Source organism: Chromobacterium sp. Rain0013 (assembly GCF_015291765.1).
Classification (GTDB): domain Bacteria; phylum Pseudomonadota; class Gammaproteobacteria; order Burkholderiales; family Chromobacteriaceae; genus Chromobacterium; species Chromobacterium haemolyticum.
Genome location: NZ_CP031514.1, coordinates 1094920 through 1107298 on the forward strand (window position 1 = coordinate 1094920; position 12379 = coordinate 1107298).

A 12379-nucleotide genomic window follows, 5' to 3' on the forward strand; every position below is an offset into this window, starting at 1 on the left:
CCCGAGGTAGAACCACTATGAGCATTTTGAAAGTCAGCAATCTCGGGGTCCAGTTCCAGACCAACGACGGCATGGTCAACGCCGTCAACGGCGTCAGCTTCGAACTGGACAAGGGCCAGACCCTGGGCATCGTCGGCGAGTCCGGCTCAGGCAAGAGCCAGACTGTGTTGTCCATCATGGGCCTGTTGGCACGCAACGGTTCCACCACCGGTGAAGTGCTGTTTCACGGCAAAGACCTGCTGACCATGGGCGCGCCGGAACTGAACGCCATTCGCGGCGACCGCGTGTCCATGATCTTCCAGGACCCGATGACCTCGCTCAACCCCTACCTGACGGTGGAGCGGCAGATGACCGAGGTGTTGGAACTGCACAAGGGCATGAGCCGGCGCGCGGCCAAGAAGCGCGCGATCGAGCTGTTGGAAGCGGTGCGCATTCCGGAAGCGGCGCGCCGCGTGGACATGTACCCGCATGAATTTTCCGGCGGCATGCGCCAGCGGGTGATGATAGCGATGGCGCTGCTGTGCGAGCCGGAAGTGCTGATCGCCGACGAACCCACCACCGCGCTGGACGTGACGGTGCAGGCGCAAATCCTGACCCTGCTGAAGGATCTGCAGCGCGATTTCGGCACCTCCATCATCATGATCACCCACGATTTGGGCGTGGTGGCGGGCCTGTGCGAAAAAGTGATGGTGATGTACGGCGGCCGAGTGATGGAATACGGCGACGCCGACAGCATCTTCTACCACCCCAGCCATCCTTACACCATCGGCCTGCTGGGCGCGCTGCCGCGGCTGGACCACGACGGCAGCGAGCTGGTCAGCATCCCCGGTAATCCGCCCAATATGGCGCGCATGCCCAAGGGCTGCCCGTTCTCCGAGCGTTGTCAGCACAGCACCGAGCGTTGCGCCGACGAACTGCCGCTGCTGCAGGCCAGCAGCCACAATCCGCAGGTGATCCGCGCCTGTCACAAGCCAGCCGCGGAGCTGGTGCAAGCAGCCCAGGAGGTGGCCCATGTCTGAACAAGCCAAACAGGCCATTCTTTCGGTGCGCGACGTCAAAGTGCACTTCCAGGTCAAGGGCAACGATAGTTGGCCGTGGAGCCCCAAGAAAACGCTGAAGGCGGTGGACGGCGTCAGCTTCGACCTCTACGCCGGGGAAACCCTGGGCGTGGTGGGCGAATCCGGCTGCGGCAAATCCACGCTCAGTCGCGCCATCCTGAACCTGATTCCCGCCACCGACGGTGAAATCGTCTGGATGGGCAAGGATCTGCGCAAGGGCAGCGACAAGGATTGGCTGGCGGTGCGCAAGGACATCCAGATGATCTTCCAGGATCCGCTGGCCTCGCTCAATCCGCGGATGACGGTGGCTCACATCATCGGCGAGCCGCTGCGCGTGCACAAGCCGGAGTTGGGGCCGGAGGAAGTGATGCGCCGGGTCAAGGCGATGATGGCCAAGGTGGGCCTGCGCGAGCAGATGATCAACCGCTATCCGCACGAGTTCTCCGGCGGCCAGTGTCAGCGCATCGGCATTGCCCGCGCGCTGATCCTGGAGCCCAAGCTCATCATCTGCGACGAGCCGGTATCGGCGCTGGATGTGTCCATCCAGGCGCAGATCATCAACCTGCTCAAGGAGTTGCAGCGCGAAATGGGCTTGGCGCTGATTTTCATCGCCCATGATCTGGCCGTGGTCAAACACATCTCCGACCGCATCCTGGTGATGTATCTGGGCCGCGAAATGGAGCTGGCGGAAAAATCCGCGCTGTACGACGCGCCTTCGCACCCGTACACCCGCGCCTTGCTGTCGGCGATTCCCATCCCGGATCCGAAGCTGGAAAAGACCAAGGTGATCCAGATCCTGCAAGGCGACTTGCCCAGCCCGATCAACCCGCCTTCCGGCTGCGTGTTCCGCACCCGTTGTCCGCAGGCGGAGGCGCGTTGCGCTCAGCAGGCCACGCCGCTGCGCCGCGTCAGCGAGCAGAGCCAGTCCTCTTGCCTGTTGGCCTGAGCCGGACTTTTCCCTGCGACAAACCGCCCTTAGGGGCGGTTTTTTCGTCTCAGAACTGTTCACGATCTGCTGCGCGTCGTGAGACGTGGCACGGTGAGTACCGCTTCGAAATGCTCATGTACCACTCGACCATTCCGCTTTCTCAGCGGTTTTCGCCTTGTCTTGCTCTTGCTCGCGAGATCGTAAACACGTTCTCAAGAGCCCGGCCTTCGCTATAGTGGCGAGGTGGCATCAAGTAAAATCCAAACATGAAAACCACGTTCAAAATCGCCACCGGCCTGCTGGCCGCGTTGGCCTTGGGGTACTCGGCGCTGCTCTGGGCCGATTCCGACGCCTTATGGAACATCGTCAACCGGCAGTGCCTGCCCAACCAGCAAGCGACCGGCCAGCCGGCGCCCTGCGCCGACGTGAACTTGAGCGGCGGCGAGGCCGGCGGTCACGCGGTGTTGAAAGACCGCAACGGTTGGCTGCAATACTTGCTGATTCCCACTGCCCGTCTCAGCGGCATCGAAAGCCCGGAGCTATTGAGTGAGCGAGCGCCGGATTACTGGGGGGCGGCCTGGCGCGCGCGCAGCTTTCTGGAGCAGCGCTACGGGCGGCCGATTCCGCGCGAACTGCTGTCGCTGACGATCAACTCCCAGTACGGGCGCACGCAAAACCAGTTGCACATCCATATTTCCTGCACCGACGCCACCGTGCGCCAGCAGCTGGACGATCTGAAGGACAGCCTGAACGAAGAGTGGCGGGAACTGCCGGTGGAATTGCAAGGCCACGCCTACTGGGCGCGCACATTGGCCGCCAAGGCCGACGGCGGCCCGGAAGTGGATCCGTTCAAGGCGCTGGCGGCAGGCCTGCCGGAAGCCGGCCTGGCAATGGGCCGTTACGGCTTGGCCTTGGTGGCGACGCGGCTGGCAGACGGGCGCGACGGCTTCATACTGCTAAGCAGCCGCGCCAGCCTGATCGGGGCCAACCGCGCTTCGGTAGAGGAATTGCAGGATCACGCGTGTCCGGCGCTGCGCGCCGGCAAGTGAGTCGTGTCCGCTAGTGGTTCGTATGCGTTGCGTCTCCGCGACAACCCTTCGCATCCCGCTTCTCCGCCAGCTTAGCTCGGTTTCGGAAAAACCTTTGCGCTGGCAAGGGCTTGCCGGTTTAAGCGGGCAGGGGGCCGTGAATCGGAAATGGCGGGTAGTTATGCCAATCGCTTTTCAAGCGGCGGCAAAGCGGATAGCATCCGTCTGCTTTATTTGTACATTGAATTTATTGATTAAATGAGATTAAACAATATGAAAAAATTCGCTCTGACAGTTCTGGCTGCTGCTTGCTTCTCCGCTCCGGCGCACGCTTTCGATCTGGGCTCCATGATCAGCGCCGGTTCCGACCTGGTGAAATCCGCCACCCTCAGCGACGCCGACGTCAAAGCCATGGCGGCCGAATCCAGCGTGATGATGGACAAGAAAAACAAAGTGGCTCCGGCTTCCAACGCCTACTCCAAGCGCTTGGCCAAGATGGTCAAAGGCCTGGACAGCGAAGACGGCACCAAGCTGAATTTCAAGGTTTATCTGACCAAGGAAGTCAACGCCTTCGCCATGGCCGATGGCACCGTGCGCGTGTACAGCGGCCTGATGGACAAGATGAACGACGATGAAGTGCGCTTCGTCATCGGCCATGAAATCGGCCACGTGAAACTGGGTCACACCAAGAAAGCCATGCAACTGGCCTACGCTACCTCCGCTGCGCGCAAAGGCGCGGCAGGCAGCGGCAACGCCGTGGCCGCCAACCTGTCCGAATCCGAGCTCGGCGGCTTTGCCGAGGCGGTGGTGAACGCGCAGTTCTCCCAATCTCAGGAAAGCGATGCCGATGCTTACTCGGTGGGCTTCCTCAAGCGCCACAACTACAATGTTCAAGGCGGTCCGGCCGCCTTGCGCAAGCTGGCGGACCTGTACGGCAACGACAGCAGCCTGCTGTCCAGCCACCCAGCGCCGGGCGACCGCGCAGTAAAACTGGAAAAGCAGATCCAGAGCCTGTAAGCGGCATTTCCTCGCAAGCAAAAAGCACCGCCCAGGCGGTGCTTTTTTCATGACAGGCTTCAACGCCTCTTTCTATCCACTCCGCCACAGCGCAGCAGATCGTAAACAGACTCTTAGCCTCGCTTGACCTTGGGCGGCTTGGCCAGCTGCTTCAGCGCCTGCGCCACCGCCACCAGGCCGAAGCTGGCGGTGACCGTCATCGCCGCGCCGAAGCCGGCGCAGGACAGGCCCTGCGGGCCGCGCGCCGCTGTCGCGTCGCAAGCTTGTTGTTCCGGTGTGTCCGGGTAAACCAGCTGTTCGGTGGAGAACACGCAGGGAACGTGCAGCTTCTTGCCGGGTTCGCGGCTGAACTGATGGTGACGGCGCAGGTTGTAGCGCAGCTTGGACAGCAGCGGGTCGTAAGTGACCTCGCCCAGGTCCGCCACCCGGATCAGCGTGGGATCGGTCTGGCCGCCCGCGCCGCCGGATACGATGAAAGGCTGGCGACGGCGCACGCACCAGGCGGCCATCGCGGTCTTGATGCGCAGACTGTCGATGCAGTCGATGATGAAGTCGTAACCCTGGCCCAGCAGCTGCTCCAGATTATCCTCGGTGACGAAGTCCTCGATCTCTATCACCTGGCAGGCGGGGTTGATCGCGCGCGCGCGATCGGCCAGCGCGGTGACCTTGGCCATGCCGTAGTTGGGGTCCAGCGCGGGCAACTGGCGGTTGGTGTTGGACTCGGCGACATTGTCCAGATCTATCAGAGTCAGCTTGCCGATGGCGCTGCGCGCCAGCGCTTCCACCGCCCAGGAGCCGACGCCGCCGACGCCGACCACGCAAACGTGGGCGGCCTGGAAGCGGGCCAGCGCCTCCTGCCCGTAAAGACGGGCGATGCCGCCGAAGCGGCGTTCCAGATCTGCGTTGTGGGTGTCCATGCTTGCAATTGTCAACAATCAAATCGGCGAAGGATACTGCAAGCCCCGGCAACTGACCAGTGCGTCGGCCATGGACGCGGGGCTTGCCCGCGGTCAAAAAAACCACAGTTAAGTGGCTGATTGCTGGGAACCTTTCGTCGGCGGGGCTATCCTTCATTTCAGGTCGGCCATGAAGCGCTTCCTGCTCTTCCTCTGGCCGGCCGGCCTTTGTCACAGCAAGGGAGATTCCCATGAAGCAGCAAAGATTCGATATTGATCTGGACAAGCATTACAACGCCACCGTCGTGGTCGCCTGCGAGGAATGCGGCCATGAAATCCGTCATCATCTCAAGTCCCTGCACCCCGACAGCGTGTTGCGCTGCCGTTGCGGCGCTCATGTGAGCATGAGTCCGCTGACCGTTCAACAGGTCGAGCGCCGCGTAAGCGAGATCAAGCAATCGTATCGAATCCATTAAGCCACTGCTGACAATCTGAGAGTGTTTTCACCGGCCGTTCCGGGCCGGATTCGCCGGGCATAACCCGGCCTCCCGCAGCAGCGACACGGCGACCGCAAGGTCGCCGTTTGTATTGGCCGGCCTGGCGGAGCGGGCGGTCAGCCCGCGGACAGCTGCGCGTCGTAGTCGCGGAAGCCGTCTTCCACCGCCGGCAGAATGTCGACGAACTCGAAATAAGGCTCGGTGACGAGTTTGCTGTCGCGCAGCGCGTCGATCAGGTAATAGAAGTCCTTGATCGATTCCGTTTCAAACAGCGCGATATCGCTGCAGCGGGTGGTGAAGGCTTCGGCGTCGAACCAGCGCATGCGCACCGCCGGATAGCGCGCGTAGATCGGACGCAGGGTTTCCGCTTCGAATTGCCGGCGTTCGGGCCGGCTCAAGCGCAGCCAGTTGGGATGGACGCGCAGCAGCGCGAAGAAGGCGTAGCTTTGGCTCATGGTTTCGCTTTCAGGGTGGGTTGGAGTCGCTTTCAATGTATCCGCCCTTGTCAGCCGGCAAAACTCGTGTTCTGCTAAGCCTTTGTCGCCGTCTTCTCGCCGCAGGCCCCGTTGCCGCGGCGCAGGCCTCCCGCCCTTACGGACCGCCGCATGCCCATGATTCCGCAAGCCCGAAAACAACCCGGCCAAGCACGCTCCCGCCACGTGGTGGCGGCGATTCTGGAGGCGGCTGCTCGCATTCTGGAGCACGACGGCTATGCAGGGCTGACCACTAATAAGGCGGCGGAGCTGGCCGGTGTGAGCATCGGCTCTTTGTACCAGTACTTTCCCAATAAACAGGCGCTGGTGGCGGCGTTGCACGGCCGTCACGGCGAAGAGACCCTGGCCACGGCGCGGGAGGCTTTGCGCCTGAGCGACGGCCTGCCGTGGCAGGCGCAACTGGCGTGTCTGGTGTCCGCGTGCCTGCGTTTGCATCTGGCCGCGCCCGGGCTGCACCGGGTGCTGGAGCGGGAGTGGCCGCAGTTTGATTTGCCGCCGGCGGACAATCCGCAGGACGCCGCGTTGCTGGACTGCGTGGCGGAGTGGCTGGCCGGCTGCGGTTTGCCCGCCGAGCGCGCGCCGCGCCTGCTGCGGATGGCGGACAGCCTGATTCACGGCTTGGCGCTGGAGGACGCGCCGGACGAGGCGGAATTGACACGCTGCGTCGCTGCCGCCTTGGCCGCCTACCTGACCTTGCCGCGGCAAGGGCCCGAGATTTCCACTTAGCGAAGGAGCTAATCATGCAATGGATTGATGTACGCAGCGACACCGTGACCCAACCGACGCCGGCAATGCGGGAAGCGATGTTCAACGCCGAGGTGGGCGACGACGTCTACGGCGACGATCCCACGGTGCAAGCGCTGGAACAACTTGCCGCGGAGAAGCTGGGCAAGGAAGCTGCGCTGTTCGTGCCCACGGGCAACTTCGGCAACCAACTGGCCATCTTCACTCATTGCCAGCGCGGCGACGAGGTGATTCTGGAAGAAGGCTGTCACATCGTCTGGCACGAAACCGGCGGCGCGGCGGTGATAGGCGGCGTGCAGCTGCGCACCATCGCCGGCGTGGACGGCGTGATGTCGCCCGAGGCGATTGAACAGCGCATCCGCGTTGGCGAGGATATCCACTGGCCGCGCACCGGCTTGATCTGTCTGGAAAACGCGCACTGCAACGGCCGCGTGATTCCTTTGGAAGCGATGGCCGCCAGCGCTGAGGTGGCGCGTCGCCACCATGTGCCGGTGCATCTGGACGGCGCGCGTATTTTCAACGCCGCGGCCCATTTGGGCTGCGATGCGCGAGACATCGCCCAATACGCCGACACGGTGATGTTTTGCCTGTCCAAGGGCCTGGCCGCGCCGGTGGGCTCCATCCTGGCCGGCAGCGCGGATTTCATCGCCCGCGCGCGCCGCAACCGCAAGCTGTTGGGCGGCGGCATGCGCCAGGCGGGGGTCATCGCCGCGCCCGGCATCGTGGCGCTGAACGAGATGGTGGACCGGCTCAAGGACGACCACGCCAACGCCCGCTACCTGGCCGAGCGGCTGGCCGCGCTGCCCTGCGTCGAGGTGAAGCTGGAAGACGTGCACATCAATATGGTCTGGTTCCGCTTTACCGCCGACATCGACGTGGCCGAGTTGATGGCCGCGTTGCGCCAGGCCGGCGTCAAGGCCAATCCGCCCGAGGGCGGCCTGATGCGCATCGTCACCCACTGGCAGGTGCGGCGAGAGGATCTGGATAGGCTGGTGGAGGCGTTGCAACGGGTGTTGTCCGACTGAACGGAGATCCGACGGCTATAAATTAAGCAGCTGCGGCGTGTGAAAAGGAGGCGGGATGAAACGATGGTTGAGCGCCTGCTGCGCCGCGCTGGCTTGCGGCGGCGCTCTGGCGGGTTCTCTGGACGAGGTGAGGCTGTTCAGCAGCGGCGATCCTCCCTATGTGGAAGTGGGGCCGGACGGCCGGATCAGCGGCGGGCTGGCGGTGGCGCCCGTGTTGGCCATTCTGGACCATCTCGGCCTGCCGCCGTCGCGCATCGAGACGGCGCCGTGGGCGAGGGCCTACGAGGAGGCCAAGACCCGGCCGGGCGCGGCGATCTTTCCGATCGCCAAAACCCGGGAGCGGCTCAAGCACCTGAACTTCGCCGTCAAGCTGCTGGATTCCGACGTGTATTTCTATCAGTTGGCGACGCGCCGGGATATCCAGGCTCCGACGCTGGCGGCGGCCAAGCGCTATTCGGTGTGCGTGGTGTTGGGAGATTACCGGCAAGAGTATCTGAAGACGGAGGGCTTTCCGAGACTGGATCCGACTTCCGATGCCAGCATCAACGTCAAGAAGCTGGTGTCCGGCCGCTGCGACCTGCTGCCCGCCACCGAGATAGGCATGCGCCGCAAGCTCAAGTCTCTAGGGCTGGACGCGGCGTTGGTGCGGCGCGGCATGAAGCTGTCCCAGCTGGACAGCGCCCTGTACGCCGCCTTCAATCGCGGCACCGCGCCGGAGGTCATCGCCCGTTTCAAAGCCGCCGCGCGGAGCGTGGATTAGCGCCGGGTTTGGCGTCGGCGGCGCGGAGTGCTAACCTCGCGGCCATTGATCCGCAACCGTGATGACGCCGATGTCCGACTATAACGCTCCCGATCCCCACGCCTGGCTGGAAAACCTGGACGACCCCGCCGCCGCCGAATGGGTGGCCGAGCAGAACGCGCGCGCCCAGGCGCGGCTGGACGCGGACCCGCGTTTCGCCGGCCTGCGCGACGAGATCCTCGCGCACCTGCGCGACACCCGCCAGATCCCGTTCTGCGCCGAGCACGACGGCTGGCTGTACAACTTCCACCAGGACGAAGCCCATCCGCGCGGCATTTACCGCCGCACCACGCTGGCGGCCTACCGCGCCGTCGAGCAGGACTGGCAGATCGTGCTGGACATCGACGCGCTGGCCGAAGCCGCCGACGAGGACTGGTATCTGGACGGCGTGTCTCACTGCACGCTGGCGCCCTTGCAGGCCATGGTGCATTTGACCGCCGGCGGCGGCGACGCGGGCATTGCGCGCGAATACGATCTGGCCGCCGGAGCATGGCGGGCGGACGGTTTCAGCTTTCCGGAAGGCAAGAGCCATGTGGCTTGGCGGGATCCGGACAGCGCCTGGGTTTGCCCCGGCTGGCCGGGCGCGCCGCTGACCCGTTCCGGCTATCCGCGCGAAGTGTGGCTGGTGGAGCGCGGCGAGGAAGGCCGGCATGCGTGGAGCCAGGTGTTCGCCGCCGGCGAGGACGCGATGATGGTGGCCGCCTGGCGCTTCCTCGACGCCGACGGCGCGACGCTGGACCTGATCGAGTGCTCGGACAGCTTCTACAGCAAAACCTACCATCTGATCGACGAAGCGCTGGACGTCCATGCGCTGTCGCTGCCGGCCAAGGCCGAGCTGGAAGCCTATCTGCATGGCGACCTGATCGTTAAGCTGGCCGAAGACTGGGACGCCGCCGGAGCCCGCTATCCGGCGGGCGCCTTGCTGGCGGTGGCGCTGGCGCCGCTGCGGCAGGGGCGGATCGCCGCGCAATTGCTGGTGGCGCCGCAGCCGCGCTTGGCGGTGGAGTCCGTGGAGACCACGCGCGCCAGCGTGGTGGTGAATCTGTTGGACCAGGTTAAAAGCCGGCTGCTGGCCTTCGACAAGATCGATGGCCTCTGGCGCGAGCGCGCCCTGCCCACGCCCAGCGGCGGGGTGATCGAGTTCGCCGACCAGCCCTGGGACAGCGATATTCTGTGCTACAGCTTCAGCGACTTCCTCACCCCCACCGGTCTGTACCGGCTGGACGTGGCCAGCGGCGCGCAGGAATGCCTGCGTCGTCAGCCGGAGGCTTTCGATCCGGCTGATTTCATCGCCGAGCAATGGCAGGCGCGCGCGCCGGACGGCGAAAGCATTCCCTATTTCGTGGTGCGTCGGCGCGACGCGCCGCTGGACGGCTCCACGCCCACCTTGCTGTACGGCTACGGTGGTTTCGAAGTGCCGATGATGCCTTACTACGTGGAGAACTTTGGCCCGCACTGGTTGCAGCGCGGCGGGGCCTTCGCGCTGGCCTGCATCCGCGGCGGCGGCGAATTCGGCCCTGGCTGGCATCAAGCGGCGCAGGGGGTGAACCGCCAAGTGAGCTTCGATGACTTTATCGCGGTGGCGGAAGACATGGTGGCGCGTGGCCTGACCGCGCCGGCCAGGCTGGGCATTGAGGGCGGCAGCAACGGCGGCCTGCTGGTGGGCGCCTGCATGACGCAGCGGCCGGAGTTGTTCGGCGCGGTGGTATGCGAAGTGCCGCTGCTGGACATGCTGCGCTATACCGAGCTGCTGGCCGGCGCCAGCTGGATAGACGAATACGGCGACCCGGACGATCCGGCGCAACGGCCGGCGCTGGTGGCGTACTCGCCCTACCACCGGCTGCGCGGCGATCTGGCCTATCCGCTGGCGCTGTTCACCACCAGCGCCAAGGACGACCGCGTGCATCCGGCGCACGCGCGCAAGATGGTGGCGCGGATGCGGGAGTTGGGCCACGACGCGCTGCTATTGGAAACCGAGGCCGGCGGCCACAGCGGCAACGCCGGCCAGGAACAGACCGCGCAGGAACTGGCGCGGGTGCTGGTGTATTTGTATCAGCGGCTGATGGATTGAGCGGTGGAGGGGGCTGCGGCAAGCGCCGGCAGCTCCTCCAGGAAAGCCGCGCGCGAGCGCACGCCGGCGGTGCCCGGCTCTTTCTTGTCGTCCTGGATCAGGCGCACGAAGACCAGCGAGCGCTCGCCCTTATTGGCCCAGCCCACATACCAGCCGTAAGGGTGTTCTTCGTCGAACTCGCCGTCCGCCTTGCGCGGATAAGCCATGCCGGTTTTGCCGTGAGCCTGCCAGCCGTCCGCCGCGGCGCTGGTTTCCACGATCTTCATTGTCAGTTCCTGCGCGCGCTTGGACACCGGCAGTTCAAGGTTGACCAGTTTGCGCACAAAGGCCAGCTGTTCCAGCGGCGACACTTTCAGCGAAGAAGCGATCCAGGCGCGCTCCAGGCCGTTGTGCTTGCCCGGGTCGCCGCTGAAGTCGGCGTTGCCGTAGCCGAAGGCGTCGGCGTAACGGCTTAGCCGCTCTTCGCCCAAGGCCTGGGCGATCTGCTGCGAATACCACACCACGGAGTATTTCAGCCAGCGCACCGGATCGGTGGGCTGTTTCCAGTTATCGCCGCCCCAGTCCACATAGCCGTCCCGATAAGGCAGCGCCGGCTGGTGTTCGCTCTGAAGGAAGCCGGAGTCGAAGCCCATCACGCTGAGCGGAATCTTGAAGGTGGAGGCCGGCGTGTAGCGCTGTTCGCAGTTGCCCTGCTGCAGCAGGATGTCGCCGCTTTTGGCGTCGGCCAGCAGGGTGCACAGCGTGGCGGCGTGAGCCGGCAGGCTGAACAAGCCGGCGCAGATCAGGCCGGCGGCGGCGAGGCGTGGTGCATTCATGATGTTTCCCTATGGTGGATTCGGCGCGGCGCGTCCATTGGATCGCCGCGGTCTGGAGTCAGATGGGGGGGCGGATTCCAAAGTTCCACGCGTGGCGCTGTTCAAATTGCCGCCTGTTGTTTCAACCAATCGCTGGGCGGCAGCCCAAGTCGTTGGGCAAACACCCGGCTGAGCGCTGCGGGGCTGGCGTAGCCCACTTGGGCGGCGATGCGCTTGATCGCGTGTCCCTGGCGCAACTGGTGGCGGACGACGGCCAGCCGCCAGTCGGTCAGATAATCCAGCGGGGAGAGGCCGACTTGTTCGCGGAAGCGGGCGGCGAAGCGCGCGCGCGACATGCCAGCCTGTTCCGCCAGCAGTTCCACGGTCCAGCTGCGCTCCGGGCGCGCATGGATGGCGTTGACGGCGCGCGCCAGTTTGGGGTCGGTCATGGCGGCGAAAATGCCGCTGTGGATTTGGCCGCTGTCTATCACCGCGCGTATCGCTTGAATCAGAAAGTATTCCATTAGCCGGTCCAGCGCCGCTTGACGGGCGAAGCGCTCGGAGAAGGCTTCGTCGAACAGCAGTTGCAGCGTGGGCAGCAGGTTGGGGGCGTCGTCCAGGTAAAGCACCAGGCATTCCGGCAGCGCCATCGCCAGCGGGCCGCCGGTCTTGAAGCCCAGGTCCAGCGTGGCGCAGACCAGGTCGGCGCCGCGTTCGCCCACCGGCAGCAGGGTGTGGGCGCTGGGGCGCGGAAACAGCAGCGCGCAAGGGCGGTCGGTATCCAGTACCAGGGTGTCGCGCAGCGTGCAACTCAGGCGGCCGCCTTTGAACAAATGCAGATGACCGGCCATTGCGCCAGGGTCGAAGTCCGCCAGATGGCATAGATTGCCATGATGGAACACGCGCGCGGAAAACGCGCTTTGCTGCAACAGGGGCGTCAACAGGTCCATTTCGATACGATCTGCAAAGTTTTCGAGACGATATGACATCGATTGTATTGCAATATGGCTTCCGTGCAGTCCCTATCG

13 protein-coding genes are annotated in these 12379 nt (G+C 64.5%); 9 read left to right on the plus strand and 4 right to left on the minus strand.

Annotated elements, in window-relative coordinates:
• The first annotated feature begins 17 nt into the window (after positions 1-17).
• From DXT74_RS05195 to DXT74_RS05210, 4 genes are all read left to right on the plus strand, one after another.
• Positions 18-1019 carry an oligopeptide/dipeptide ABC transporter ATP-binding protein gene (locus tag DXT74_RS05195; protein ID WP_194427455.1) on the plus strand — a complete coding sequence of 334 codons (1002 nt, stop codon included), beginning with the start codon at positions 18-20 and terminating at the stop codon, positions 1017-1019.
• Positions 1012-2004 carry a murein tripeptide/oligopeptide ABC transporter ATP binding protein OppF gene (gene oppF / locus DXT74_RS05200; RefSeq protein ID WP_081554480.1) on the plus strand — a complete coding sequence of 331 codons (993 nt, stop codon included), beginning with the start codon at positions 1012-1014 and terminating at the stop codon, positions 2002-2004. The genes DXT74_RS05195 and oppF overlap by 8 nt, the downstream gene beginning before the upstream one ends.
• A gap of 248 nt (positions 2005-2252) precedes the next feature.
• A complete protein-coding gene (locus DXT74_RS05205) occupies positions 2253-3035 on the plus strand; it encodes a CDP-diacylglycerol diphosphatase (RefSeq protein WP_043634993.1) in 783 nt (260 codons plus the stop codon).
• Between the two features lie 252 nt (positions 3036-3287).
• Entirely contained in the window at positions 3288-4031 is a 744-nt protein-coding gene (locus tag DXT74_RS05210; RefSeq protein WP_081554482.1) for a M48 family metallopeptidase, read from the plus strand.
• A 113-nt stretch (positions 4032-4144) separates the two neighbouring features.
• Here DXT74_RS05210 and tcdA read toward each other — a convergent pair whose 3' ends face one another.
• Positions 4145-4948, minus strand: a complete 804-nt coding sequence (gene tcdA / locus DXT74_RS05215) for a tRNA cyclic N6-threonylcarbamoyladenosine(37) synthase TcdA (RefSeq protein WP_043634996.1) — start codon at positions 4946-4948, stop codon at positions 4145-4147.
• 230 nt (positions 4949-5178) lie between these two features.
• On the opposite strand from tcdA, the gene DXT74_RS05220 reads away from it, so the two are divergent.
• On the plus strand, positions 5179-5403 hold the full coding sequence (locus DXT74_RS05220; protein ID WP_194427456.1) for a hypothetical protein: 225 nt from the start codon (positions 5179-5181) through the stop codon (positions 5401-5403).
• A gap of 137 nt (positions 5404-5540) precedes the next feature.
• On the opposite strand, the gene DXT74_RS05225 is transcribed toward DXT74_RS05220, so the two are convergent.
• Positions 5541-5879, minus strand: a complete 339-nt coding sequence (locus tag DXT74_RS05225; protein WP_019101728.1) for a darcynin family protein — start codon at positions 5877-5879, stop codon at positions 5541-5543.
• 150 nt (positions 5880-6029) lie between these two features.
• On the opposite strand from DXT74_RS05225, the gene DXT74_RS05230 reads away from it, so the two are divergent.
• The 4 genes from DXT74_RS05230 (at position 6030) to DXT74_RS05245 (ending at position 10557) form a co-directional block, all read left to right on the plus strand.
• On the plus strand, positions 6030-6644 hold the full coding sequence (locus tag DXT74_RS05230; RefSeq protein WP_081554483.1) for a TetR/AcrR family transcriptional regulator: 615 nt from the start codon (positions 6030-6032) through the stop codon (positions 6642-6644).
• A 14-nt stretch (positions 6645-6658) separates the two neighbouring features.
• A complete protein-coding gene (ltaE, locus tag DXT74_RS05235; protein ID WP_081554484.1) occupies positions 6659-7687 on the plus strand; it encodes a low-specificity L-threonine aldolase in 1029 nt (342 codons plus the stop codon).
• A gap of 55 nt (positions 7688-7742) precedes the next feature.
• Positions 7743-8447 carry an ABC transporter substrate-binding protein gene (locus DXT74_RS05240; protein WP_194427457.1) on the plus strand — a complete coding sequence of 235 codons (705 nt, stop codon included), beginning with the start codon at positions 7743-7745 and terminating at the stop codon, positions 8445-8447.
• 70 nt (positions 8448-8517) lie between these two features.
• A complete protein-coding gene (locus DXT74_RS05245; RefSeq protein WP_194427458.1) occupies positions 8518-10557 on the plus strand; it encodes a prolyl oligopeptidase family protein in 2040 nt (679 codons plus the stop codon).
• Here the strand turns inward: DXT74_RS05245 and blaOXA are convergent.
• Together blaOXA and DXT74_RS05255 are read right to left on the minus strand one after the other, a co-directional pair.
• Positions 10539-11372, minus strand: coding sequence for a class D beta-lactamase (blaOXA, locus tag DXT74_RS05250; protein WP_052370413.1), 834 nt, complete (start codon positions 11370-11372; stop codon positions 10539-10541). The genes DXT74_RS05245 and blaOXA overlap by 19 nt on opposite strands.
• Positions 11373-11473: 101 nt before the next feature.
• Positions 11474-12340, minus strand: a complete 867-nt coding sequence (locus DXT74_RS05255; RefSeq protein ID WP_196783827.1) for an AraC family transcriptional regulator — start codon at positions 12338-12340, stop codon at positions 11474-11476.
• Positions 12341-12379 lie beyond the last annotated feature (39 nt).

Bases quoted from the DNA above. Each gene is read 5' to 3' on its own strand.
- DXT74_RS05195 (WP_194427455.1), top strand. From the start codon at position 18: ATGAGCATTTTGAAAGTCAGCAATCTCGGGGTCCAGTTCCAGACCAAC.
- oppF (WP_081554480.1), top strand. From the start codon at position 1,012: ATGTCTGAACAAGCCAAACAGGCCATTCTTTCGGTGCGCGACGTCAAA.
- DXT74_RS05205 (WP_043634993.1), top strand. From the start codon at position 2,253: ATGAAAACCACGTTCAAAATCGCCACCGGCCTGCTGGCCGCGTTGGCC.
- DXT74_RS05210 (WP_081554482.1), top strand. From the start codon at position 3,288: ATGAAAAAATTCGCTCTGACAGTTCTGGCTGCTGCTTGCTTCTCCGCT.
- tcdA (WP_043634996.1), bottom strand. From the start codon at position 4,948: ATGGACACCCACAACGCAGATCTGGAACGCCGCTTCGGCGGCATCGCC.
- DXT74_RS05220 (WP_194427456.1), top strand. From the start codon at position 5,179: ATGAAGCAGCAAAGATTCGATATTGATCTGGACAAGCATTACAACGCC.
- DXT74_RS05225 (WP_019101728.1), bottom strand. From the start codon at position 5,879: ATGAGCCAAAGCTACGCCTTCTTCGCGCTGCTGCGCGTCCATCCCAAC.
- DXT74_RS05230 (WP_081554483.1), top strand. From the start codon at position 6,030: ATGCCCATGATTCCGCAAGCCCGAAAACAACCCGGCCAAGCACGCTCC.
- ltaE (WP_081554484.1), top strand. From the start codon at position 6,659: ATGCAATGGATTGATGTACGCAGCGACACCGTGACCCAACCGACGCCG.
- DXT74_RS05240 (WP_194427457.1), top strand. From the start codon at position 7,743: ATGAAACGATGGTTGAGCGCCTGCTGCGCCGCGCTGGCTTGCGGCGGC.
- DXT74_RS05245 (WP_194427458.1), top strand. From the start codon at position 8,518: ATGTCCGACTATAACGCTCCCGATCCCCACGCCTGGCTGGAAAACCTG.
- blaOXA (WP_052370413.1), bottom strand. From the start codon at position 11,372: ATGAATGCACCACGCCTCGCCGCCGCCGGCCTGATCTGCGCCGGCTTG.
- DXT74_RS05255 (WP_196783827.1), bottom strand. From the start codon at position 12,340: ATGTCATATCGTCTCGAAAACTTTGCAGATCGTATCGAAATGGACCTG.